At 58.0% G+C, this 23,425-nt stretch carries 22 protein-coding genes; 19 read left to right on the forward strand and 3 right to left on the reverse strand.

Features of this window, described 5'->3' with window-relative positions; all coding sequences use genetic code 11:
- Positions 1-18 precede the first annotated feature (18 nt).
- The 7 genes from Q0802_RS03725 (at position 19) to Q0802_RS03755 (ending at position 7,691) form a co-directional block, all read left to right on the forward strand.
- Positions 19-792, forward strand: coding sequence for an N-formylglutamate amidohydrolase (locus Q0802_RS03725; RefSeq protein WP_298913790.1), 774 nt, complete (start codon positions 19-21; stop codon positions 790-792).
- Positions 789-1,310 (forward strand): TRAP transporter small permease subunit, encoded by a 522-nt coding sequence (locus Q0802_RS03730; RefSeq protein ID WP_298913793.1) that lies wholly within the window; start codon positions 789-791, stop codon positions 1,308-1,310. Before Q0802_RS03725 ends, Q0802_RS03730 begins: the two co-directional genes overlap by 4 nt.
- Complete coding sequence (locus tag Q0802_RS03735; RefSeq protein WP_298913795.1) at positions 1,310-2,635, forward strand: TRAP transporter large permease subunit; 1,326 nt, start codon at positions 1,310-1,312, stop codon at positions 2,633-2,635. The genes Q0802_RS03730 and Q0802_RS03735 overlap by 1 nt, the downstream gene beginning before the upstream one ends.
- A gap of 58 nt (positions 2,636-2,693) precedes the next feature.
- Positions 2,694-3,731, forward strand: a complete 1,038-nt coding sequence (locus Q0802_RS03740; RefSeq protein ID WP_298913797.1) for a TRAP transporter substrate-binding protein — start codon at positions 2,694-2,696, stop codon at positions 3,729-3,731.
- A gap of 68 nt (positions 3,732-3,799) precedes the next feature.
- The gene (locus tag Q0802_RS03745; RefSeq protein ID WP_298913800.1) at positions 3,800-5,164 is read left to right on the forward strand and encodes a glutamine synthetase family protein; all 1,365 of its coding nucleotides are present in this window, start codon (positions 3,800-3,802) and stop codon (positions 5,162-5,164) included.
- Positions 5,165-5,167: 3 nt separating this feature from the next.
- Positions 5,168-6,541: an aldehyde dehydrogenase family protein gene (locus Q0802_RS03750; RefSeq protein WP_298913803.1), complete on the forward strand. Its 1,374-nt coding sequence runs from the start codon at positions 5,168-5,170 to the stop codon at positions 6,539-6,541.
- Between the two features lie 4 nt (positions 6,542-6,545).
- Positions 6,546-7,691 carry an iron-containing alcohol dehydrogenase gene (locus Q0802_RS03755; RefSeq protein WP_298913806.1) on the forward strand — a complete coding sequence of 382 codons (1,146 nt, stop codon included), beginning with the start codon at positions 6,546-6,548 and terminating at the stop codon, positions 7,689-7,691.
- Here Q0802_RS03755 and Q0802_RS03760 read toward each other — a convergent pair.
- A complete protein-coding gene (locus Q0802_RS03760) occupies positions 7,688-8,437 on the reverse strand; it encodes a sulfite exporter TauE/SafE family protein (RefSeq protein ID WP_298913809.1) in 750 nt (249 codons plus the stop codon). The genes Q0802_RS03755 and Q0802_RS03760 overlap by 4 nt on opposite strands.
- Positions 8,438-8,619: 182 nt before the next feature.
- On the opposite strand from Q0802_RS03760, the gene Q0802_RS03765 reads away from it, so the two are divergent.
- The 3 genes from Q0802_RS03765 (at position 8,620) to Q0802_RS03775 (ending at position 11,592) form a co-directional block, all read left to right on the forward strand.
- Complete coding sequence (locus Q0802_RS03765) at positions 8,620-9,021, forward strand: rhodanese-like domain-containing protein (RefSeq protein ID WP_298913812.1); 402 nt, start codon at positions 8,620-8,622, stop codon at positions 9,019-9,021.
- Positions 9,022-9,190: 169 nt separating this feature from the next.
- On the forward strand, positions 9,191-10,579 hold the full coding sequence (locus Q0802_RS03770; protein WP_298913815.1) for a cytochrome ubiquinol oxidase subunit I: 1,389 nt from the start codon (positions 9,191-9,193) through the stop codon (positions 10,577-10,579).
- 2 nt (positions 10,580-10,581) lie between these two features.
- Positions 10,582-11,592, forward strand: a complete 1,011-nt coding sequence (locus Q0802_RS03775) for a cytochrome d ubiquinol oxidase subunit II (RefSeq protein ID WP_298913818.1) — start codon at positions 10,582-10,584, stop codon at positions 11,590-11,592.
- A gap of 14 nt (positions 11,593-11,606) precedes the next feature.
- Here the strand turns inward: Q0802_RS03775 and Q0802_RS03780 are convergent, their stop codons facing one another.
- Positions 11,607-13,232 carry an amidohydrolase family protein gene (locus Q0802_RS03780; protein ID WP_298913821.1) on the reverse strand — a complete coding sequence of 542 codons (1,626 nt, stop codon included), beginning with the start codon at positions 13,230-13,232 and terminating at the stop codon, positions 11,607-11,609.
- A 239-nt stretch (positions 13,233-13,471) separates the two neighbouring features.
- Between Q0802_RS03780 and Q0802_RS03785 the strand changes: the two genes are divergently transcribed.
- From Q0802_RS03785 to Q0802_RS03820, 8 genes are all read left to right on the forward strand, one after another.
- Positions 13,472-13,921, forward strand: coding sequence for a GNAT family N-acetyltransferase (locus tag Q0802_RS03785; RefSeq protein WP_298913824.1), 450 nt, complete (start codon positions 13,472-13,474; stop codon positions 13,919-13,921).
- 132 nt (positions 13,922-14,053) lie between these two features.
- Positions 14,054-16,129, forward strand: coding sequence for a hydantoinase/oxoprolinase family protein (locus Q0802_RS03790; RefSeq protein ID WP_298913827.1), 2,076 nt, complete (start codon positions 14,054-14,056; stop codon positions 16,127-16,129).
- Positions 16,130-16,133: 4 nt separating this feature from the next.
- Positions 16,134-17,843, forward strand: coding sequence for a hydantoinase B/oxoprolinase family protein (locus tag Q0802_RS03795; protein ID WP_298913829.1), 1,710 nt, complete (start codon positions 16,134-16,136; stop codon positions 17,841-17,843).
- Positions 17,844-17,878: 35 nt separating this feature from the next.
- Entirely contained in the window at positions 17,879-18,586 is a 708-nt protein-coding gene (locus tag Q0802_RS03800) for an SDR family oxidoreductase (RefSeq protein ID WP_298913832.1), read from the forward strand.
- 168 nt (positions 18,587-18,754) lie between these two features.
- Complete coding sequence (locus Q0802_RS03805; RefSeq protein ID WP_298913835.1) at positions 18,755-19,339, forward strand: YceI family protein; 585 nt, start codon at positions 18,755-18,757, stop codon at positions 19,337-19,339.
- An 85-nt stretch (positions 19,340-19,424) separates the two neighbouring features.
- On the forward strand, positions 19,425-19,790 hold the full coding sequence (locus Q0802_RS03810) for a cytochrome c family protein (protein WP_298915251.1): 366 nt from the start codon (positions 19,425-19,427) through the stop codon (positions 19,788-19,790).
- Between the two features lie 35 nt (positions 19,791-19,825).
- A complete protein-coding gene (locus Q0802_RS03815; protein WP_298913839.1) occupies positions 19,826-20,359 on the forward strand; it encodes an RNA polymerase sigma factor in 534 nt (177 codons plus the stop codon).
- A complete protein-coding gene (locus Q0802_RS03820; protein ID WP_298913842.1) occupies positions 20,349-21,092 on the forward strand; it encodes a hypothetical protein in 744 nt (247 codons plus the stop codon). Before Q0802_RS03815 ends, Q0802_RS03820 begins: the two co-directional genes overlap by 11 nt.
- 32 nt (positions 21,093-21,124) lie before the next feature.
- On the opposite strand, the gene Q0802_RS03825 is transcribed toward Q0802_RS03820, so the two are convergent.
- Positions 21,125-22,147 (reverse strand): LacI family DNA-binding transcriptional regulator, encoded by a 1,023-nt coding sequence (locus tag Q0802_RS03825; protein WP_298913844.1) that lies wholly within the window; start codon positions 22,145-22,147, stop codon positions 21,125-21,127.
- 162 nt (positions 22,148-22,309) lie between these two features.
- On the opposite strand from Q0802_RS03825, the gene ugpC reads away from it, so the two are divergent.
- Positions 22,310-23,392 carry a sn-glycerol-3-phosphate ABC transporter ATP-binding protein UgpC gene (gene ugpC, locus Q0802_RS03830; RefSeq protein WP_298913846.1) on the forward strand — a complete coding sequence of 361 codons (1,083 nt, stop codon included), beginning with the start codon at positions 22,310-22,312 and terminating at the stop codon, positions 23,390-23,392.
- Positions 23,393-23,425: the final 33 nt, after the last annotated feature.

The raw sequence follows: 23,425 nt of genomic DNA on the forward strand, positions 1-23,425 counted from the left end.
GTGCGGACCGGGGGAAATATGACGCCTGAAAACCAGATAAACGCTGTGGTTGAATCCGCAATCGTGACCCGTCCGGCGGGTGCCTCTGGTATCGTTCTGGTGTGCGAACATGCGTCGAACCATTTCCCGGAAACCTTTGGCGGGTTGGGGTTGGATGAAACCGTGCGCGGCAGCCACGCGGCGTGGGATCCGGGGGCTCTGGCTGTGGCGGAATATCTGTCTGAAATGCTTGAAGCAACATTGGTGGCAGGGGGCGTATCGCGTCTGATCTACGACTGTAATCGTCCACCCGAAGCGGCAAGTGCGATTCCAGAGCGTAGCGAAGCCTTTGATATCCCCGGAAACATCGGGCTGAGCGCGGAGAGAAAACAACGCCGCGCCCGGCAGATTTACGATCCCTTTCACGCGACCGTCTCGGAGCTGCTGGACGAGACCCATGCGCAGGTTATGATCACCGTTCACAGCTTCACACGGGTCTATCTGGGCAAAGCGCGCGACGTTGAAGTTGGTGTTTTGCACGATGCGGACAGCCGTCTGGCGGATGCGATGCTGGAGATTGCAGGGGATCACACAAGCCTGTTGGTGGCACGGAACCAACCCTACGGGCCCGGTGACGGGGTGATGCACACGCTCAAAAGGCACGGTATTGGCCGCGGCATCCCACATGTGATGCTTGAGGTGCGCAACGACCTGATCGCCACGCCTAAGGATCAGCAAACCATCGCCGCGATGCTGGCGGGCTGGCTGAAGCAGGCGCTGGCCTCTGTCGCTCCGGATACTTCGCGCGCATGACCGAACTGGCCAAAAGATACATCCGCATCGTGGATGCCATGAACTACCGGATCGGTCGGGTCATGATGTACGGCATCTTCGTGATGATGGCGATCCTGCTGTGGTCCTCGGTTTCCAAAACGTTTTTTGTGCCATCACTCTGGACGCTTGAAGTGGCGCAGTTTGCAATGGTCGCCTACTATATGCTGGGGGGTCCGTACTCGATCCAGATGGGGTCAAATGTACGGATGGACCTGCTCTATGGCGACTGGTCCCCTCACCGTAAAGCGCAGGTCGACGCGATGACCGTGTTGTTCCTGATCGTCTATCTGATCTTCCTGCTCTGGGGCGGTTGGGAAAGCCTGATGTATTCGTTCAGCTATGGCGGAGAGCGCAGCTCCTCGGTCTGGCGACCCTATCTGTGGCCGATCAAATCGATCATGGTTCTGGGCATCTTCCTGATGTTGTTGCAGGCCATTTCCGAATTTTTCAAGGATGTTCTGCGCATCAAAGGCCACGACATGGGAGAGAAGGTCTGATGTCGTACGAGGCCATCGCCATCCTCATGTTCTCCTCGATGATGCTGATGCTGCTGACGGGCCAGCGGGTTTTCGGCGCCATCGGTTTTGTCGCCGTTGTGGCCGCGTTTTTCCTTTGGGGCGACCGGGGCGGCTATGATCTGGGCTTTGCTGCTGCGATTAAACTGATGAAGTGGTATCCGCTGTTGACTCTGCCGATGTTCATTTTCATGGGGTACATCCTGTCGGAATCCAAAATTGCCGATGATCTATACAAGATGTTCCACGTCTGGATGGGCGGGCTTTCGGGAGGCCTTGCGGTAGGCACAATCGGATTGATGGTGCTGATCTCTGCCATGAACGGGTTGTCGGTGGCGGGCATGGCGATCGGGGCAACGATTGCGCTGCCGGAACTGCTCAAACGCAACTACGACAAGCGGATGGTCACGGGTGTCATCCAGGCGGGGTCGTCGCTGGGCATTCTGGTGCCGCCCTCCGTGGTTCTGGTGCTTTATGCGATGATTGCGCGGCAACCGGTGGGCCAGCTGTGGCTGGCGGGTGTCGTGCCGGGGCTGTTGATGGCGGCCATGTTCGTAATCTACATCGTGATCCGCTGCCGGTTGAACCCGGCGCTCGGGCCCATCCTGCCGCCCGAAGAACGCGCCATGCCGATGGGCGAAAAGCTCAAACTGCTCGGGGCCGGGTTCCTGCCGCTCTTCATCTTCTTTGCAATGATGGTGCCTTTTGTGAACGGCTGGACGTCACTTGTCGAAAGCTCCGCCATTGGGGCCATCGCGGCCTTTGTCGCGGCTGTCGTGAAAGGGCGGATGACCCGCAGGGTATTCGAGGTATCGGTGCGTAAAACCCTTGGCATCTCCTGCATGTTCATGTGGATCATCCTCGCGGCCCTTGCCTTTGGCGCTGTGTTTGACGGTCTGGGCGCCGTGAAGGCCATTGAAAGCCTCTTTACCGAGAAACTGGGCCTCAGCCCCTGGATGATCCTGATCCTGATGCAGCTCAGCTTTATCCTGATGGGCACATTTCTGGATGATACCGCCATGCTGGTGATTGTGGCCCCTTTGTACGTGCCACTGGTCGGTGCGCTGGGTTTTGATCTGATCTGGTACGGAGTGCTTTACACGATCACCACGCAGATCGCCTATATGACGCCGCCCTTCGGCTACAATCTCTTCCTGATGCGCGCCATGGCCCCGCCGGAAATCACCCTGCGCGACATCTATGCCTCCATCCTGCCGTTTGTGCTGGTCATGGTGGTGGCTCTGGCAACCATCATGGCCTTCCCCGAAATTGCCCTGTGGCTGCCGGGATATGTGTATGGAAATTAACCAAGCGAGATCCCTAAAAGGGACAAATGAGACGAGCGACAACAGAGAGGAAATCAACATGACGACGAGACGTAAGTTCCTGACCACTGCCGGTGTCGGTGGTGCTGCGGCCCTGGCCAGCCCTTCCATCGTAAAGGCGCAAACCGCGATCAAGTGGCGCTTTCAGACCTATGCCGGTGGCGCATTGGGTGAGCATGTGACCAAACCGGTCATCGATTACATCAATGCCAATTCCAATGGCGAACTGGAGGTCGAACTGTTCTATGCGGATCAGATCGTGCCGACGGGCGAGCTTTTCCAGGCGCTGCAACGTGGCACCATTGACGGGGTCCATTCCGATGACGACTCGATGGCGTCCCCGACACCTCTGCGGATGTTTGGCGGGTATTTCCCCTTTGCGACCAAGCATATTCTCGATGTGCCGGTGCTCTTCAACCAGTATGGGCTGAAAGAGATCTGGGAAGAGGAGTACGCCAAGGTAGGGGTCAAGTGGCTGTCCGCTGCGGGGCAGGATCCTTGTAATTTCAACACCAAGAAAGAGATCACCTCGGTCGCTGATCTTGACGGTCTGAAGCTATATACTTTCCCAACGGCGGGCCGCTTCCTGTCCAAGTTCGGCGTGGTGCCGGTGAACATTCCCTATGAGGATGCGGAGGTTGCGGTGCAGACCGGTGAGCTTGACGGCATGGCCTGGTCGGGGATTACCGAAGATTACACCGTAGGCTGGGCAGACGTTACCGATTACTTCCTGACCAATAACATCTCGGGCGCGTGGATCGGGTCGTGGTTTGTCAACGAGGAGCGTTGGGCAGAACTGCCGGATCATCTGAAATCGGTCGTTATGGCGGCGACTGAGGCGGGACACACCTACCGCAACCAGTGGTACTGGGGCGGCGAAGCGGCCCTGCGGGCCAACGGCGACAAGCTGCAACTGCGGTCCGTGCCACCTTCAGAATGGGCCGAGGTCGAAAACGCCGCCAAGGAGTTCTGGGACGAGGTTGCCCAGGAAGGTGAAGTGCATCAGAAGATCGTCAACATCTTCAAGGAATACAACAGCGTCATCAACCAGGCGGGTGTGCCTTACAACTTCGAGTAAGCCGCCAAAGATGACCAAAAGCGTCCCCGTCCCGCGGGGGCGCTTCCCCATGAGAAAGGATCCTGAACATGGCCGGAACCCTGACGTTTGAGGCATTGAAAACAGCCGCCAAATCCGGTGAGATTGATACCGTTCTTGCCTGCATCGTCGATATGCAGGGCCGCCTGATGGGCAAGCGTTTTCACGCGATGAACTTTGTCGAGCATTCTCATGCGGAAACCCATTGCTGCAATTATCTGCTGGCCACCGATCTTGAAATGGCGACGCCCGATGGCTACGCCAGCACCTCCTGGCAGTCGGGTTACGGCGACTACGTCATGAAACCGGATCTCGACACGCTGCGCCCGGTGCCGTGGCTGGAGGGCACCGCTTTGGTTCTGTGCGATGTGCTGGACCATCATACGCATCAACCGGTGCCGCATTCCCCCCGTGCGGTTCTGAAAAAGCAGATCGCGCGGCTCGATGCGCTGGGCTTCACCGCGATGATGGCCACGGAACTGGAGTTCTTTCTTTTCGAAAAGAGTTTTGACGACATCCGCAAAAGCGGGTTCCGCGATCTCGCGCCGATCAGCGGGTATAACGAGGATTACCATATTCTTCAGACCACGAAGGAAGAGGCGATCATGCGCCCGCTGCGCAACCACCTCTATGCTGCGGGTGTGCCGGTTGAGAATACCAAGGGCGAAGCTGAGGCGGGTCAGGAAGAACTGAACATCCGCTATGCTGAAGCGCTCGATTGTGCCGATCATCACAGCCTGGCCAAACACGCGGTCAAGGAGATCGCATGGCAGCAGGGGCATGCCGCGAGTTTCATGCCCAAGTGGAACGCGGGGAAGGTTGGCAGTTCGTCACATGTGCACCAATCCCTGTGGCAGGGCGGCAAACCGGTGTTCTATCAGGAGGGCGCCGATCTGGGCATGTCCGATCTGATGCAACATTATATGGCCGGGCTGATCGCCTATGCGCCTGATTATGTGTGTTTTCTGGCACCTTACGTGAACAGCTACAAGCGCTTTGCCAAGGGCACCTTTGCGCCCACCAAGACGGTCTGGTCGGTCGATAACCGCACGGCGGGCTTTCGGTTGTGCGGCGATGGCACCAAAGGTGTCCGCGTCGAGTGCCGGATTGGCGGGTCAGACCTCAACCCCTATCTGGCGCAGGCAGCGATGCTGGCGGCAGGCATCAAGGGGATTGAGGACAAGCTGGCGCTTGCCCCTCCCACCACAGGTGATGTCTATGAGGACGACAAAGCCGCCGATATCCCCCAGACGCTGCGTGCGGCAACCGAGACCCTGCGCAATTCGAAAATGCTGCGAGAAGCCATGGGCGATGATGTGGTCGACCACTACACCCGCGCTGCTGAATGGGAGCAGGAAGAATTTGACCGGGCGGTGACCGATTGGGAAATCGCGCGCAGTTTTGAAAGGGCCTGAACCATGACCATCACCTGTATTTCGCCGGTCGACGGATCGATCTATGCGACGCGCCCGACATTGAATGAATTCGAAGCTGCCGAAGCGGTCGCCAAGGCCAAAATAGCGCAAACTGCCTGGGCCGCGCGCCCGCTGATAGAACGGATCGAACTGGTGCGCGCCGGTGTCGCGAATGTGGGCGCGATGAATGACGAGATCGTGCCGGAACTGGCCTGGCAAATGGGGCGTCCCATCCGTTATGGCGGCGAGTTCGGCGGGTTTGAAGAGCGTAGCCAATATATGGCGGAGATTGCTGAGGATGCGCTGGCCCCGATTATGTTGGAGGACAGCGGCGCTTTCAAACGCATGATCAAACGTGTTCCGCACGGGCTGGTGCTTGTCGTGGCCCCCTGGAATTACCCCTATATGACAGCGATTAACACCGTGGCACCAGCGCTGATTGCCGGCAATGCCGTGATGCTGAAACACGCGAGCCAGACGCCGCTGGTGGGTGAGCGCATGGCGCGGGCCTTTCAGAACGCTGGCGTACCGGCGGATGTTTTCCAGAATGTCTTTCTCGATCACAAAACGACCTCTGCGCTGATCGCCGATCGGGCCTTTGGTTTTGTGAATTTCACCGGATCGGTCGCCGGTGGACGGGCGATGGAAGCCGCAGCGCAAGGCACCTTCACCGGTCTGGGGCTTGAGCTTGGCGGCAAGGACCCCGGCTATGTGATGGAGGACGCGGATCTGACGGCAGCAGCAGAGACACTGATCGACGGGGCGATGTTCAATTCCGGCCAGTGCTGCTGCGGGATCGAGCGGATTTACGTGACCGAGAGCCTTCTTGACGCCTTTGTCGAAAAGGCGGTCAAGATCGTGGAGGGCTACAGGCTGGGCAACCCGCTTGACCCCGAAACGACGCTGGGCCCCATGGCGCAGGCGCGCTTTGCCGATCTTGTGCGCAGCCAGACGGCGGAGGCGGTGGCCTCCGGTGCCCACGCGCTGATTGATCCCGCACTTTTCCCGCAGGATGAGGGCGCCTATCTGATGCCGCAAATCCTCGTGGATGTGGATCACTCGATGCGGGTGATGCGCGAGGAAAGCTTTGGCCCGGTGGTCGGGATCATGCCGGTCAAGGATGATGCTGAGGCCATCCGGCTGATGAACGACAGCGACTATGGGCTGACGGCTTCGCTCTGGACCGCGGATGCCGCCCGTGCCGAGGCCATTGGTGATGCCATCGAGACCGGCACCGTGTTTCTCAACCGCGCCGACTACCTCGATCCGGGCTTGTGCTGGACTGGTTGCAAGGATACCGGTCGCGGGGGCGGTCTGTCGGTCATTGGCTATCACAACCTGACCCACCCCAAATCATACCATCTCAAGAAGGCCTGAACTGATGTCACTCGTTGCAAACTGGTCCTACCCGACTGCCATGCGTTTTGGCGCCGGGCGTATTTCGGAAATCGCGGATGCCTGCGTGACGGCGGGGATCACAAAACCCTTGCTGGTCACCGACAAGGGACTGGCCGAATTGCCGATCACGCAGAACACCCTCGATCTTCTGACAACGGCGGGCCTTGGCCGGGCGATGTTCTCTGACGTGGATCCGAATCCGACGGAAAAAAACGCCGAAGAAGGCGTGCGGGTTTTCCGCGAGGGCGGGCATGACGGGGTTGTGGCCTTTGGCGGTGGGTCCGGCCTCGATCTGGGCAAGGTGATTGCCTTCATGGCGGGGCAAACGCGCCCTTTGTGGGATTTCGAGGATATTGGCGATTGGTGGACGCGCGCGGATGCGGATGCGATTGCGCCTATCGTCGCGGTGCCGACAACGGCGGGCACCGGGTCCGAAGTCGGACGCGCCAGCGTCATCACCAATTCGCAAACCCATGAGAAGAAGATCATTTTCCACCCGAAAATTCTGCCCGCCGTGGTGATCTGCGATCCTGAATTGACCGTGGGCATGCCCCCCGCAATCACCGCAGGCACCGGCATGGACGCCTTCGCCCATTGTCTGGAGGCCTATTGTTCCCCCCATTACCACCCGATGAGCCAGGGCATCGCGCTCGAAGGGATGCGCTTGGTCAAGGACAACCTGCTGCTGGCCTATGAGGATGGCACCAACCTGACGGCGCGCGCGCATATGATGTCGGCGGCGGCGATGGGGGCCACGGCCTTTCAGAAGGGCCTTGGAGCCATTCACGCGCTCAGCCACCCCATCGGGGCTGTGCATCATACGCATCATGGCACGACAAATGCGGTGGTGATGCAGCAGGTGTTGATGTTCAACCGGCCCAAGGTGCGCAAACATCTTGCGCGGGCGGCGAACTACCTCAGCATCTCGGGCGGTTTCGATGGGTTTTACGGGTTTGTGGGCGATTTGAACGACAAACTGGGGATACCGAAAAACTTGACCGATTTGGGTGTGACGCGCCCGGATATCGACGCGCTGGTCGCTTCGGCCCTTCAGGACCCGAGCTGCGGTGGCAACCCGGTCAAGATGACGGTCAAGAACACAACCGAACTGTTGCAATCCTGTTTCTAAGCGTACCATATTGCGCGACGTAGCAGGTTGAGGCCCAGGAAAACAAAGACGATCAGCAGCGCGTTGCGAAAGCCGGAGACGGAGAGCTTTTTGCGCAAAACCTCTCCCATGCTGAACCCTGCGATTGTGGGGATCAGCATGATCGCTGATGCCCCGGCAAGGGGACCCGTCAGGAACCCCAATTGGGCATAGGCGATGCAAAGGGGCAGGCTGCCCACGAAGATGAGAAACCCGGTCGCGCGGACAAACTCATCCTTATCGACGCGTTTTGTGGCCAGATACATGGCCAGCGGTGCGCCCCATCCGGCGGTCATGCCACCGATGATGCCGGCCATGAGACCGAAGCCAAACTGCGCCTTGCGATCGTGGCGTTCCGGCAATGGCGGCACCATACCCTTCCAACTGACGGCGACAAAAATCAGGATGACCACGCCCAGAACAGCGAGCAAAGCGCGATCCGATGTGTCTTTTGTGAAAAAGGTCGTGGCGGCGACGCCCACAAGCAGAACAACAGCAAACACGGCATAGAGACGGACAGTTCGCCAAAGATGACCCGCACGAAACACCTGCCATGCATTTGATCCGATCATCGGGAACATCACGAGGGCAATTGCGGTGCGGGGGTCAAGGAAGAGCGTCATCAGCGCGATGGCAGCTGTTGGCAGACCAATGCCCGTCAGCCCCTTGATTGCACCCGAAAAAAGAAACGCCCCGGCGGCGATCAACAGGAGTACCGAATAGTCCAAAGTGCTGCTTCCTGTCTTGATGGGCCTTGCGGGTAATCCGCGCAGGAGGATCGTTCTGACGTCCCGCATGTGTCAATTGAAGAGGTTCGCGCCATTGCTCTTGTGGCAGCAGTTGTTGCCCCCTGCAAGCTGTGCAAGAGTTCGCATCATACCCGATCCCCTCAAGAACCGGAGAGCGAAACATGGCTGCATTAAAAACGACTTCCGCACAGATGGTTGCGGAGGCCCGTGCGCGGATTGAAGAGATTGAAACAAGCGATCTGATCGCGATGGTGGATGATCCGGATGTGGTAATCGTGGATATTCGTGATGTGCGCGAACGGCAGCGCAGCGGGTATATTCCGGGCAGTTTTCACGCGCCGCGCGGGATGATCGAGTTCTGGGTCGACCCCGACAGCCCTTATTTCAAGGACATTTTTGGGCAGGACAAGAAATTTGTTTTTCACTGCGCCTCTGGGTGGCGCTCTGCGATTACCACCGCGACCCTGCAGGATATGGGGTTCGACGCCGCCCATCTGAAAGAAGGGTTTTCGACATGGGAAAAACAAGGTGGACCGGTCGAATACCCAGAAGCGAAAGACTGAAAACCGCGCCGTCTGGCGGTTGGGGCCGCTCGCAAGAGGGTGAAGCCTCACAACGCACACCCATCTAAAGATGCGCAAATCGTCGCATCGCAATGGGCATTGAGACATCCGCAACTACTTCTGGGTTAAGCGCCATCGAGGCGGTTGTTGATGATTTGAGGTACGCACCATGGACACATTGCTTTTGTCGCGCATTCAGTTCGGCGCGAATATATCGTTCCATATCCTGTTCCCGACAATCACCATCGCTCTGGGCTGGGTGCTGCTGTTCTTCAAGCTGCGTTTCAACGCAACGGGAGAGCAGAAGTGGATGGACGCCTATATGTTTTGGGTGAAAATCTTTGCCCTTTCCTTTGCCATGGGTGTGGTGTCGGGCATCACCATGTCTTTCCAGTTTGGCACCAACTGGCCGGGGTTCATGGAAACCGTCGGGAATGTGGCGGGGCCGCTGCTGGCCTATGAGGTGATGACTGCCTTTTTCCTCGAAGCGGTCTTTCTGGGGATCATGCTCTTTGGCGCATCGCGAGTGAAGCCCTGGGTGCACACGTTGGCGACATTCCTCGTGGCTTTCGGCACCACCATGTCCGCCTTTTGGATCATCGTGCTGAATTCCTGGATGCACACACCACAGGGGCATGAACTGCGCGACGGGATCGTTTTTGCCACCAACTGGTGGGAGATTATTTTCAACCCCTCGATGCCCTACCGGTTGATCCACATGCTGCTGGCCTCGGGACTGACCGTGGCCTTCCTGATCGCGGGTATCTCTGCTCTGCGCCTGCTGTGGGGGGACCGGGCAGAGAATGTGAAATCCACTTTTCGTTTTGGCATCATCACCGGGGCGGTGCTGATCCCCTTGCAAATTCTGGCGGGCGATCATCATGGTCTGAATACGTTGGAATACCAGCCTGCCAAGGTCGCGGCCATGGAAGGCAATTGGGAGACCGGACCGAACGTGCCGCTGTTGCTCTTTGCGATCCCGGATGACGCGGAGCGCACCAACCATTTTGAGCTGCGCATACCCAATGGTGCCTCTCTGATCCTGACCCATAAACTGGATGGCGTGGTGCCGGGGCTGAACGATTTTGTGGCCGAAGATGGCACGCCCCTGCACCCGCGTGTGGCCCCGGTGTTTTTTAGTTTCCGCGTGATGGTTGGCACTGGCATGGCCATGCTGATCTTGTCCTGGGCCGGTCTGTACTATCTGCGCAGATACGGGGCGGAAAACATGCCCAGATTGCCGCTATACGCCTTTACGGCGATGAGTTTCAGTGGCTGGATCGCGACGCTGGCCGGTTGGTACACCACTGAAATCGGGCGACAGCCGTGGCTGGTGCAGGGCATTCTGACAACCAAGGAGGCGGTCAGTGATGTGCCGTCGGGCATGGTTCTGGGCACGTTGATCGGATACTTGCTGGTCTATGCCGCGCTGATCATCGCCTATATCGCTGTCATCACCTATCTGGCACGCAAGGCCTCCCGGGGCGAGCCCATGTCGACGCGCCGATATCCGCGCAGCGGTGAAGCCGAAGTCGCCGCCCTGCAACCGGGAGAATGAGCATGGAGATGTTTGGAGACCCCGCCGTCTGGCTGCCCTGGACTTTCGCCTTCCTGATGGGCCTGTCGATCCTGATCTATGTGATCCTTGACGGGTTTGATCTGGGCGTGGGCCTGTTGATGCCGCTGGCGGAACCAGTCGAAAAGGATCGTCTGGTCGCCTCCATCGGCCCTTTCTGGGACGCCAATGAAACATGGCTGGTGCTGGCCATCGGCCTGTTGCTTGTCGCCTTTCCAACCGCCCATGGGGTCATCCTGACCTCGCTTTATTTTCCGGTCTTTGTGATGCTGATCGGGCTGATCCTGCGGGGTGTTTCCTTTGAGTTTCGCGCCAAGGCACCCATCGCGCAGAAACCGCGGTGGAATGCCGCGTTTTTCGCCGGGTCCCTGATGGCGTCGATGAGCCAGGGGTTCATGCTTGGGATGTATGTCATGGGGCTGACCTGGACATGGAGCCACATCGGCTTTGCGCTGCTGACAGCGGTTTTTCTGACCGTGGGATACAGTTTCATCGGCGCGGCGTGGCTGATTGCCAAGACCGATGGTGCGCTGCAACGACGCGCCGTTGGCTGGGCCAAGGGGGGCATCTGGGGGCTGATCCTGGGGATCGTGGCGATATCGCTGGCCACGCCCTTTGTCAGTTCGCGCATTTTTGAGAAATGGTTCAGCCTGCCAGAGTTTCTTTACCTGTCGCCGCTGCCCGTTCTGTCGGCTGTGCTGGTCATCTACTTGTGGTGGCAACTGCGCAACCTTCCAAAGAGCACGGGCAAACGGGTCTGGGCCCCCTTTGCCGCCGCCATGGCGTTGTTTGCGCTGGCTTTCTGCGGTATGGCCTATTCGTTTTACCCCTATGTGGTGCCCGAGCAGATCACCATTTACGAAGCGGCGTCTGCGCCCGAAAGCCTCTTTATCATCCTGATCGGCACAGTATTCGTTTTGCCCGCCATCCTCGGCTACACGGTGCTGTCCTATTATATCTTCCGGGGCAAGGCGACCGAACTGCGCTACGACTGAGGGGCTGCAACAGCCTACATCAAACTGTTTCTGAGCCTGTCTTCGCCGAAGAATGCAGACAGGCGCGCCCACTGTTGGGTTCCCGGCATGAGGCCGAGAAAACCCACGGCATTGTCATGAAATACCCGGCGGGCATCAAGCCCAACGGTCTGCACCACGCCTTCGATTTGTCCAATATAGTCAGGATGCGTGGGCTCTCTGGCAAGTATCGACCAATCGGTGCCAAACATCAGGCGATCTTCGAGCGTAGGGTAGTCGCGGACCAATTGGCGCAAGCGGTTCCTGATCCTCGATCTATTGGAAAACGGTCCGTCATAGGCTTCGACCCAATAGCCAAGATCGGTATGGAGACCTTTATCGCTATCCAGCATTTGCGCGGTCAGCTCTTCCCAATCGGTGGGGCCGCCGCTGCATTTGCCTGTTTCAACCGATTCATCAAACCGACCAAAATGCGCGAGGTTCAACCGGAGCTCGGGCCGGGCCTTGAGGACCGGTGCCCAAAGTGCCGGAGAGGCATTCTGGGCAGTGCAAACGCCGGCATCATTCGAATTGGTGGCATGGGATTTGATCGGGACATCGTTTCTGACGCACCAATCAAAAAGGGCATTCAATTCGCGATCTATCTGGGCGCCGCGTACCTTCTTCCCAGGCTTCTCTCCAAAGCTTGCGTCTGCGGCATTGCCGATTGGCTTATAGCCGAGCGGTGGATACAGCTTGACGCCTGCAAAACCGCGCCGCTTCACCGCGTGTTCCAGCAACTGCAGTGGGTTTCGTCCCTGCCTGCGCTGCAAGGCGGCCCGAAGCGGGCAGAATTGCAGGAAGTTCAGAACAAGCAACTCATTGTTCCGCCTGGCGATTTCGGACATGACCTCAACCTGATCACTCATTGGCGACACCTTGTCATCGGCGCGGAACCACAGCTCAAAATCCAATATGGAAGGCGACAACACGCTGACCTGACCGGTTTCTTTGTAGAGCGAGACATATTCATCAAGAATGCGACTGCGTGGTCGGGTCAGAAGCCCTGCCCAACGGATCGTCTGAAAGATGCGCGAATTGCGGACATAGGTTTTCTGACCCGGTTCACGTTCATAAATGCGTTGAGCGGTGGGAAAATCCGCGGGGGCACCGATGCTTGGGGCGAAGTCAGAGATCTCGTCAGAAGGGCCCGCGAGCAGATCCAGAAGCTCCTGATCGGGATTGCTGCCATCGAGTGAGGGTGCCGCATCCCGATTGGCAAGGCTGGCGCGAAAATTGGCCAGCGCGCGTGCCACGGCGGCGCTGTCACTGGCGTCTGATCGTCCCGCCACGGCCGGTGCAAAATCACCCTGCGCCGGGGCCCTCAGGGCATTCAACTCCTGTTTCGCGTCCGGCGTGGCTTCCCTAAAAATGAAGACCAGCAGGCGCAGCAGCGACCCGACGAGGCCGGGCGGCTCAATCTCCGAATGGGGATCGCGCAAGAAGACCTGCTCCAAATAGCCCTGAACGGGAATGTCCGTACCGTTGAAGATATGGCCGTGGATATCAATTACCGGAAAATCAAAATCTGTGGGTGTCAGGCTTCGGAGGACAGAACATCCACCCAATGCTGCAGCGGCTCCAAAGGCGGAAAAGTGTAATAACTTTCGGCGATTTATCATGGTTAATTCCTTAAATATCCCGCAGATTCCCTAGCCGACCTGTTCAAAATCAAACAGGTATAGCGGTCAAAACTGACCACTCAGGATCCACCTGAGCTAAGGGTGGCATTTTTTGGGAAGTTTCGTAAAGAAATTGAGTAGTGTGCTGCGGAAACTTGCCAACCTGGAAAAGATATCAGGAGTCTCATAGCTTGATGACGATGCCTTGCGATCTCCGAACCGCACAATAGTATTTGCCTATGGGACCCATTGATATTCGACGCGCCACGCCCGTTGATGCCGACCGCCTCGCTGCTTGCATTCAAGATGCATACGCCAGTTACACAGAAACGATACCGGATTTGCCGGATGTTGCCGCAGATGTAGAGCAGGACATAGCCAATCACTTTACCTGGGTTGCGGTGCTGGAGGGTGAGATCGTCGGCGGGGCCATTGTTGTCTTGGATATTCCCGATGCTCAACTGGCCAACATCGCCGTGGCCGGTTCTGCAAAAGGGCGCGGGGTGGGGCGCATGCTGTTGAGACATATTGAACAGGCATGCCAAACGCTGGAGGTGCAGGTTCTGAAACTGAGTACCCACGTCAACATGCCTGACAATGTGGCGATGTATGAACACCTGGGATGGCGGGAAACCGGGAGAGCCGGCAGTAAGGTCCATATGGAAAAGCGCCTGAGCGAAGAACCATAAAGGGCGCGCTGCCGACCGGCATCTGAAATCAGAAGATCATGTTTACTTATCAAGTGTATCGAAAATAAGAATTTGAAGCTATCATGTGCGCCTGATTAAGTGTCGGTGAGCTTTGATCAGAGTAGGCCTGTTATGCAGTCTTCAATTCGCCTTGGTGTAGATATTGGCGGCACGTTTACGGATGTGGTGCTGGAAAAGGCGGGGGAGCCATTCTCCACCAAGGTGCTGACCACCTATGCCGCGCCGGAAAACGCGATCATTGATGGTATGCATCAGGTTTGTGCCAAGGCGGGTGTCAGCCCATCAGACATTGATCAGATCATTCATGGGACAACGCTGGCCACCAATGCGTTGATCGAACGTCGCGGGGCCAAAACGGCATTGATCACTACGCGCGGATTTCGCGACGTGATCGAAATGCGCACCGAAAGCCGGTTTGAGCAATATGATCTGAACCTCAACCTGCCCGAACCGCTGTTGCCGCGCCAAAGGCGCTATACCGTGACCGAACGCATTGACGCGCGGGGTGAGGTGCTGATCGCGATGGACCGCAGGGAGGTCGAAACGCTTGTCGACGAGATCGCGCAGGCCGGTTACGAGAGTGTCGCCATTGGCCTGATCCATTCCTATCTGAATGACGCGCATGAAAGGCTGGTGGCCGAGGTCGTCGCCGAGAAAATGCCCGACGCGATGATCTCAATATCCGCCGAAGTCTCCCCGCAGATGCGCGAATACGAGCGTTTCAATACGGTGGTTGCGAATGCCTATATCAAGCCGCTGATGAAATCCTACCTTGGTCGGCTTGAGGGGCGTTTGAGCGACGAGGGCGTGCGCTGCAATACCTTTCTGATGCATTCGGGCGGCGGGATCATCTCGCTGGAAAGCGCTGCGGAATTTCCTGTGCGTCTGGTGGAATCCGGCCCGGCGGGTGGTGCGGTTTTTGCCGCCCATATTGCGGCGCGCTACGGGTTGAACAAGGTGCTGTCCTTCGACATGGGGGGCACCACGGCGAAAATCTGCCTTATCAAGAACCAGACGCCAAAAACCAGCCGGGTTTTTGAAGTGGCGCGCACCTACCGGTTCAAGAAGGGCTCCGGCATGCCGATTTCGATCCCGGTTATCGACATGGTGGAAATTGGCGCGGGCGGCGGGTCACTGGCCCATGTGGATGCGCTGCGGCAAATCCGGGTGGGGCCCGAAAGTGCAGGTTCTGAGCCGGGGCCTGCCTGCTACGGTCGGGGCGGAGACAGACCTGCTGTGACGGATGCTGATCTGGTGCTGGGCAAGCTCGATCCGGAGAATTTCGCGGGCGGGTCCATTCCACTGCATACGGAAAATTCCAAAAACGCCCTGATGTCAGAACTGGGCGAGACACTGGACATGGATGCCGCAACATCGGCCTTTGGATTGGCCGAAGTGGTGGATGAAAACATGGCCAATGCCGCGCGGGTGCATGCTGTCGAGAATGGCGAGGACCTCAGCGAATACACCATGATCGCCTTTGGTGGCGCCGCCCCGCTGCATGCCGGGCGTCTGTGTGAAAAACTCGGGGTAGACAGGCTGCTGGTGCCGCCGGGTGCCGGGGTGGGATCGGCCATCGGCTTTTTGCGCGCTCCTTTCAGTTTTGAGGCGAACCGCTCCGTCTACATGAAGCTGTCGGATTTTGATGCGGTCAGAATTCAGGCGCTGCTGTCGGAACTGCAATCCGAAGCCACGGGGTTTGTGCGCAACTGCGATGCCACGGCCGACATCCTGTCGGAATTCAAAGTCTATATGCGCTATACCGGGCAGGGGTGGGAAATCCCGATTGGGCTGACCCAGGCGCAGGCCATGGCCCCTGACGCCGCCACTTTTGAGCGCCTTTTCGAAGAAGATTATGCCAAGCTTTTTGGCCGCACGGTGCAGGGATTGGACGTTGAAATCACCGTCTGGTCGGTCAATGCGACAACCCCGCAGGATGTGGTCACCCCGGTCACCTTGGCGGGGGCGCGCAGTGTGGCAACCATTGCTGGCCACAGGCAGATGTTTGACCCGGCGACATCCGGTTTCGAAAAAGCAGCGGTGGTGCTGCGGGACGGCATGACTGAGGGGGCGGAGGTCAGTGGCCCTGCGGCCATCACAGAGGATGAAACCACCATCATCGTGCTGTCCTCGCGCCGGGCCATAGGCCAGCCGGACGGTTGCATCGATGTGATAGCGAAGGGCTGAAACCATGGCAGAGACACATTCCAACGTCGCCTATCAGGTCATGTGGAACCGACTCATTTCGGTGGTTGAGGAACAGGCCCAGGCGCTTGTGCGGACGGCTTTTTCGACGTCGGTGCGCGAAGCGGGCGATCTTTCGGCGGGCGTTTATGACACCCACGGGCGGATGCTGGCGCAGGCAGTCACAGGGACACCGGGGCACGTCAATGCCATGGCCGACGCCGTGGCGCATTTTATCCGCCGGATCGGGCGGCAGAACATTATCGACGGGGACGTCTACATCACCAATGATCCCTGGGAAGGCACCGGCCATTTGCACGACATCACCATGGTGACGCCTTCGTTCCACGACGGGCGGCTGGTGGGATTTTTCGCCTGCACGGCGCATATCGTGGATATCGGCGGGCGCGGTTTCGGTGCGGATGCGGCCAGCGTCTATGAAGAAGGGCTCTATATTCCGATCATGAAATTCGCCGACGCTGGGGCGGTGGACGACACATTGGTGCGGATCATCCGTGGCAATGTGCGCGAGCCCGACCAGCTTATTGGCGATATCCATGCGCTGGCCACCTGTAACGAGATCGGACATCGCCGCCTGACGGCAATGATGACGGAATTTGGCCTTTCCGACCTCGATGGCATTGCCGCGTTCATTCTGGAGAATTCGCGGCGCGCCACGCTGGAGCGCATTGCCGCCTTGCCGCGTGGGCAGGCCAGTGGCGACATGACAGTGGATGGGTTCGACACCCCGATCACGCTCAAAGTGACGCTGACCATCGAGGCGGACCGCATCCTGTCGGATTTCGCAGGCACTTCGGGGCTCGACAAGAAAGGCATCAACTGCCCGCTGGTCTACACCAAAGCCTATGCCTGCTATGCGCTCAAATGTGCGATTGCGCCGGAAATTCCTAACAATGCCGCCTCTCTGGCCCCGTTCGAGATTGCAGCCCCTGAGAACTCCATCGTGCATGCGCTGCATCCGGCCCCGGTGGCTCTGCGTCACATCGTGGGCCATTTTGTGCCCGACACGGTCTATGCGGCGCTTGACAAGATTCTGCCGGGGGTTGTGCCTGCCGAAGGAGCGGGATGTCTGTGCAATTTTCAGGTCAGCCTGCGACCGCGCACCGATGCACCAGCGCCGCCGGGTGCGATGCGCTCCGAAGTGCTGACCTTCAACTCCGGCGGCTCTGGCGCGCGCCCGGCCCATGACGGGCTGAATGCCACCGCCTTTCCATCCGGGGTGATGACCATGCCCATTGAGGCGACGGAACATGCGGGCCCGGTGATCATCTGGCGCAAGGAGTTGCGCCCCGATTCAGGCGGTGCAGGCAAACAACGCGGCGGGCTGGGTCAGCACATGGAAGTGGGCGCGCGCGAAGGTCATGAGTTCGATTTTCAGGCGATGTTTGACCGCGTGGCGCATCCCGCGCGCGGACGGCGCGGCGGGGCGTCCGGTGCACCCACAACCATCGCGCGCGACGACGGTGCGGCGATGCGCGGCAAGGGCAAGCAGTTCGTGGCACACGGGCGCAGGGTTGTTTTAGCCTTCCCGGGCGGGGCCGGTTACGGCGTCGCGGCAGAACGTGACAAGGCCCGCGTCAAACGTGACCTGGCACGCGGCTATATTTCGCCGGATGTGGCGGCGGTCGATTACGGACTAACGGAGGATGAGATCGCTGCCGTCGAGAAGGCCCGGCGGTTGGGTGAAGACATTTAACGCAGCTTTGGCTGCCTGCATCAAAAGGACAGAAAATGACAGATGTCAAAGTAGCGCTGGTGACGGCGGGTGGTAGCGGCATGGGGGCGGACAGTGCCCGCGCGCTGGCAGCCGATGGGTTCAAATTGGGCATCCTGTCGTCTTCCGGCAAGGGCGAAGCGCTGGCAAAGGAACTGGGCGGTGTCGGTATCACGGGCACCAACCAGTCCGAAGAAGATTTGCAAAGGCTTGTGGATGCGGCGATGACCCATTGGGGCCGGATTGATGTGCTCGTTAACTCGGCCGGTCACGGCCCGCGCGCGCCGGTGCTGGAGTTGACGGATGAAGATTGGCATTCGGGCATGGATGTCTATTTCCTGAATGCGGTGCGCCCGACGCGGCTGGTGACCCCGATCATGCAGAAACAGGGCGGCGGCGCGATCATCAATATCTCAACCTTTGCCGCGTTCGAGCCGAACCCGGTCTTTCCCACATCGGGTGTCATGCGCGCGGGGCTGGCAGCATTCAGCAAACTCTTCGCCGATAAATATGCCGCCGAAAACATTCGGATGAACAACGTCCTGCCCGGTTTCATTGACAGCCTGCCCGAAAAGGACGAATTCCGCGCGATGATCCCGATGGGCCGCTACGGCAGTTCGCTGAACGAGATTGCCAGTGTCGTGGCCTTTCTCGCCTCTCCGGGAGGTGCCTATATCACCGGGCAGAACATCCGTGTGGACGGCGGGATCACACGATCTGTTTGATCCGGCGCCTTGTCAGCCTGGTCGCCTCGCTCGTGTCAAGCGGGGCGAATTCTTGATGTTATGCAATGCGCCTCATGGCGATGAATTTTTTTTGTATAGATTTCCGGCGCCACGCGTTTTCTTTATGTGGACCCTTTGAGTTCACAGGAAACTCGGAGGAAATGTTTCATGAAGTTTTTTGCCAATGTCGCCTGCGCCACTGCCCTGATGGCTTCCACAGCCTTCGCCGGAGGGCACGCAAATTGGGCGTCTGTCGAAGCTGAATCCAGCGTAGCATTCGGATCGATCAAGAAAGACACGGTCGGCGAGGTACATCATTTTAGTGGCGTAAGCGGCACCGTGAGCGAAGCGGGCGATCTGGTGGTCACCATTGATTTGTCTTCGGTCGAGACAAACATCGATATTCGCAACGAACGGATGATGGAGCATGTGTTTCAGTCTGGCAAAGCCACAGCCGTACTTAGCGGTGAGTTGGACATGGCCGAGGTCGACGCATTGGCGGTAGGTGCGACCACGCTCGTAGATGTCGAAGGCACATTGGCTTTCGCCGGACTTGAAACCGATGTCGAAGCGGAGATGCTCGTCGCCCGTCTGAGCGAAGACCGCGTGTTGGTGACAACGGCTGATTTCATCATGCTTTCAACAGAAGATCTCGGGATCAATGCTGGCGTCGATAAACTTATGGAACTTGCCAGCCTGCCAGGGATTACCCGGGTGACGCCCGTTTCAGTTCGTATGGTTTTTGAAAAGTAGGTTGTTAACGAGTGACGCGACCGCGTTGCGCCGACTGGTGCAACGCGGTGGTGATCTGTTCGAACACAGGAGTGAAGCAGTGAAAATGCTATTGATTGGTCTTTCGACCGTGTGTTGCTTGGCGACCCAGAGTTTTGCTGAAGGTGATGCAAAAGCCGGCAAGAAGGTCTTCAAGAAGTGCAAAGCTTGCCACGAAGTGAAAGCCGATAAGAACAAATCCGGCCCATCGCTTTACAAGATCGTAGGCGCCTCTTCGGGGGCCGTGGAAGGGTTTTCATATTCGGGCGCGATGGCCGAGGCTAATCTGGTTTGGGACGAAGAAACGCTCGCAGCGTTCCTTGCCAAGCCGAAAGATGTGGTTCCCGGCAACAAGATGGCCTTTCCTGGCCTGAAAAAACCGGAGCAGATTCAGGACGTCATTGCATATCTCATCGCTGCGGGTGAAAAATGAATGCGGTAATCGGTACCCTCGGCTAAGGATATCAGGTGAAACTCTGGCGTAACAACAATGCACAGCAGGTTGTACGGGAAGGTATTCCCGTGATTTTCCCGCGCATTTGGCGTTATAGTTTGACGTTGACCGGCACGCCAGAACGTGCGGACGACCTGGCGCAGGCTGCAGTGTTGCGCGCCCTGGAAAAAGCCGGGAAATTCGAGATCGGCACGAGGTTGGACCGGTGGATGTTTCGCATCGCTCATAACCTCTGGGTCAGCGAAATCCGCAAGAATACTGTGCGGGCAGGGGGCGGTTTGGTCGCCATCGAAGAAGCTGATATCATCAGCCCTGAACCGGGTCCCGAGGCTGTTGCGATAAACCGCGAGGTGATGATGGCCGTTCTGCATTTACCGGAGGCGCAGCGCTCGACAGTCGTATTGGTTTATGTTGAAGGGTACTCTTACAGGGATGCGGCCATGATACTGGACATCCCCCTGGGCACCGTCATGAGCCGACTGGCGACAGCCCGCGCGACATTGGGTCAGAAATTCAGAGAAGAAGGGCAGGCGCGTGATGCAAGATAGATACTTCACCGATGAAGAACTTGTCGCCTATCTGGACGGCGAGGATGATTTGGCCCCGGTGGCAGATATCGCGCAGGCGGCTGAAACCGATGCGGCGCTTGGCGCGCGCATTGCGGCGTTGACCGTGGACACGGCGCGTATTGCGGCCAGTTTTGATCTGCTGAAAGCGGATGAACGACCGATGCCGAAATTACCTGAGCCCGCGTTACGTGCACCGAAATTCCAGATCGCTGGAATGGCACTGGCAGCCAGTGTGGCGCTGGCAATAGGGATCGGCATCGGGGCCTACTCTTCAGGTCAAAGAACCCAGGGTTGGGTTGATTATGTCGCCGCTTATCAGGCGCTCTACTCAAACAGCACCCTGGCGCACATCGACCAGGCCGAGACCGCCAAGCAAGCCGAACTCGACAGGGTCACCGCGGCCATAGGCAAATCGGTTGGTGTTGGGACCCTTCAGACACTGCCCGAGGTGGAATACAAGCGTGCGCAGGTGCTGAGTTTCAATGGGCGTGCCCTTATACAATTGGCGTTTCTGACCAGCACCGGGGAACCGGTGGCCCTCTGTATCATTCGGTCAAACGTGGCTGACACGCCAGATCCGGCATTGAGCGAAATGGAAGGTCTCAGCGCCGCCCGATGGGCGCGTGACGGGTATGATTACCTGCTTATCGGTGGCAATGATGCTGCGCTCATTGACCGGATTGCAACGGAGTTTTCGACGGCTCAGATTTGACGTTCTCTGCGGGCGTTTCGTTTTATTGCTGATCATTTGCCCCCTTGTTGCCGCGTGGTTTGACCGGCGACAAACTCAATCGGGAGTACCGTTTTGACATCAGTTCTGGCCCCGTTTATCCGAGCCAGCAAATTGCGTGCACCGACAATGCCCATCAGTTTTCGCAACGTCCGCACCGTGGTAAGCTGCATCGGCAAAACGCTGGCCAGATCAAGCTCGTTGAACCCGACAATGCCAATATCCCCCGGAACAGACAGCCCCCGCGACTGGCAGCACATCATGCCGCCAAACGCCATGTGGTCGTTCAGATAGCAGATGATATCCGGTGGATCGTCCGAAAGAAGCGCGGCTGTTCCTTCAAAACCGGTCGCGAAGGTGTTCCCTGCCTCTGGCCTGGAAGACGCGACAGCGACAGATTTCAGCCTGCCAAAGACCTCCCGAACACCGTCAAGACGCGCATCGGCGCGCGTATCATGGCCCCGCGCGGTGCTGACAAAGGCGGGCCTTTCATACCCCAGGGCGACGGCGTGTTCCCCAATCATCTGTCCGGCTTTGAAGTGATCAATGCCGACGCAGATATCTATGGGGTTTTCGGCCTCATCCCAGATTTCCAGAACCGGAATGGGTGCTGCGCGCAGCAGCTCAACGGTTTCCGGCCGGTGATCGGTGCCTGTCAGGATAATCCCGGCGGGTTGCCATGATAACAGGCGCCGCACCCAGTTGAGTTCGGCATCCGGGCTGTATTCCGTTGTGTCGATCACGCTCGCATAACCGGCGGATTCAAACGTTTTACGCATGCCGTTGAGGATGTCGGCAAAGACCTCGCCCGCAAATGTCGGTAGTGAAATTCCGATCAGGTTTGAGTTCGCCACCGCCAAGGATCGGGCATTGCTGTTGGGCACATATTTCAGTTCCCGGGCAATCTTCAGAATCTCGGCGCGTTTCTTTTCAGAAACCCCTTCAACACCTCGAATGGCCCGTGACACGCTCATGATGCTGACATTCGCCTTGGCCGCAACGTGCTCAATCTTCGTGAGTTTACCACGTCTGGCCATTTACCCGTCCACCTATATACCTATTATTATCAATGGCTTGTCAGTTGCAATACGTTAACGCTAACGTTGTTTATCGCTTTTTCCCTTCGGGATTGCCAGCCCTTTGTGCACTCTAGAGGCGCGATCAGTCACATCGCTGCCGCGGTGTTGGTGGGGGAACACGTGCCAAAAATTATCTTTGATCAAGTGTCAAAAAGCTACGGATCGGTAGAGGTGCTACCGCCATTCGATCTGACGTTGGATGACGGTGAATTCACCGTGCTGGTTGGCCCCTCAGGGTGCGGCAAATCCACGACACTCAGAATGCTCGCCGGTCTTGAAACGCTCAGCGGCGGCGAGATCTATTTCGATGAAAAACCTATCAGCAGGCTCGATCCGAAAGAGCGTGATCTTGCGATGGTGTTTCAGGACTACGCGCTTTACCCGCATATGAACATCGCCAAAAACATGTCCTTTGCGCTGCGTCTGGCGCGGGTGCCGAAATCCGAAATCGAAGAAAAAGTGCAACGCGTCGCGAAGATGCTGAACATCGCGCATCTGCTGGATCGCAAACCAGCGGAGCTTAGCGGCGGGCAACGTCAGCGCGTGGCGATGGGGCGTGCTTTGGTGCGCGATGCGGGGACCTTCCTTTTTGATGAACCGCTCTCGAACCTTGACGCCAAGCTACGCGGCAAGATGCGTGCCGAGCTTGCCGAGATGCGCGACACCATCGACAAGAACATGGTCTATGTGACCCATGATCAGGTCGAGGCGATGACCCTTGGCGACCGGATCGTCGTGATGAGCGATGGGTTCATCCAGCAGCAGGGCACGCCCGAAGAACTGTTCAAACGCCCGGTCAACAAGTTCGTGGCGGGGTTCATCGGATCGCCCACAATGAATTTTCTGGATGGCGAGTTGACGCAGGAAGGCGACGCCATGTGGGTGCGTGGCGCGGGCTATGCGCTGCCGCTGAGCCCTGAAACTGCGGCCGACGTCAAAAATGCCAACGCTAAGGATGTGACATTGGGGCTCAGACCATCGAGCTTTGTCTCTGAAGGCACCGAAGGGGCGGCGATTGAGTTGCGCGTGATCGTATCTGAATACCTGGGCGCGCAATCCGTGCTGGTGACGCGCTGCGGCGAGGCGGATGTTCTGGTGGAAACACAAAGCGCCACCCCGATCAAATCCGGCGCTGTCCGGACGTTTGGCGTGCTTACTGACGAAATCATGATTTTCGACAAATCAACAGGGCTCAGGCTCTGACATAGGCCGAAATTGGCATTAGGGAGGAACCAA

Source organism: uncultured Roseobacter sp. (genome assembly GCF_947495275.1).
In the GTDB taxonomy this organism is placed as follows: domain Bacteria; phylum Pseudomonadota; class Alphaproteobacteria; order Rhodobacterales; family Rhodobacteraceae; genus Roseobacter.

Bases quoted from the DNA above. Each gene is read 5' to 3' on its own strand.
- Q0802_RS03790 (WP_298913827.1), top strand. From the start codon at position 14,054: ATGCAGTCTTCAATTCGCCTTGGTGTAGATATTGGCGGCACGTTTACG.
- Q0802_RS03775 (WP_298913818.1), top strand. From the start codon at position 10,582: ATGGAGATGTTTGGAGACCCCGCCGTCTGGCTGCCCTGGACTTTCGCC.
- Q0802_RS03745 (WP_298913800.1), top strand. From the start codon at position 3,800: ATGGCCGGAACCCTGACGTTTGAGGCATTGAAAACAGCCGCCAAATCC.
- Q0802_RS03740 (WP_298913797.1), top strand. From the start codon at position 2,694: ATGACGACGAGACGTAAGTTCCTGACCACTGCCGGTGTCGGTGGTGCT.
- Q0802_RS03785 (WP_298913824.1), top strand. From the start codon at position 13,472: ATGGGACCCATTGATATTCGACGCGCCACGCCCGTTGATGCCGACCGC.
- Q0802_RS03800 (WP_298913832.1), top strand. From the start codon at position 17,879: ATGACAGATGTCAAAGTAGCGCTGGTGACGGCGGGTGGTAGCGGCATG.
- Q0802_RS03730 (WP_298913793.1), top strand. From the start codon at position 789: ATGACCGAACTGGCCAAAAGATACATCCGCATCGTGGATGCCATGAAC.
- Q0802_RS03725 (WP_298913790.1), top strand. From the start codon at position 19: ATGACGCCTGAAAACCAGATAAACGCTGTGGTTGAATCCGCAATCGTG.
- Q0802_RS03825 (WP_298913844.1), bottom strand. From the start codon at position 22,147: ATGGCCAGACGTGGTAAACTCACGAAGATTGAGCACGTTGCGGCCAAG.
- Q0802_RS03805 (WP_298913835.1), top strand. From the start codon at position 18,755: ATGAAGTTTTTTGCCAATGTCGCCTGCGCCACTGCCCTGATGGCTTCC.
- Q0802_RS03750 (WP_298913803.1), top strand. From the start codon at position 5,168: ATGACCATCACCTGTATTTCGCCGGTCGACGGATCGATCTATGCGACG.
- Q0802_RS03735 (WP_298913795.1), top strand. From the start codon at position 1,310: ATGTCGTACGAGGCCATCGCCATCCTCATGTTCTCCTCGATGATGCTG.
- Q0802_RS03755 (WP_298913806.1), top strand. From the start codon at position 6,546: ATGTCACTCGTTGCAAACTGGTCCTACCCGACTGCCATGCGTTTTGGC.
- Q0802_RS03765 (WP_298913812.1), top strand. From the start codon at position 8,620: ATGGCTGCATTAAAAACGACTTCCGCACAGATGGTTGCGGAGGCCCGT.
- Q0802_RS03810 (WP_298915251.1), top strand. From the start codon at position 19,425: ATGCTATTGATTGGTCTTTCGACCGTGTGTTGCTTGGCGACCCAGAGT.
- Q0802_RS03770 (WP_298913815.1), top strand. From the start codon at position 9,191: ATGGACACATTGCTTTTGTCGCGCATTCAGTTCGGCGCGAATATATCG.
- Q0802_RS03820 (WP_298913842.1), top strand. From the start codon at position 20,349: ATGCAAGATAGATACTTCACCGATGAAGAACTTGTCGCCTATCTGGAC.
- Q0802_RS03795 (WP_298913829.1), top strand. From the start codon at position 16,134: ATGGCAGAGACACATTCCAACGTCGCCTATCAGGTCATGTGGAACCGA.
- Q0802_RS03780 (WP_298913821.1), bottom strand. From the start codon at position 13,232: ATGATAAATCGCCGAAAGTTATTACACTTTTCCGCCTTTGGAGCCGCT.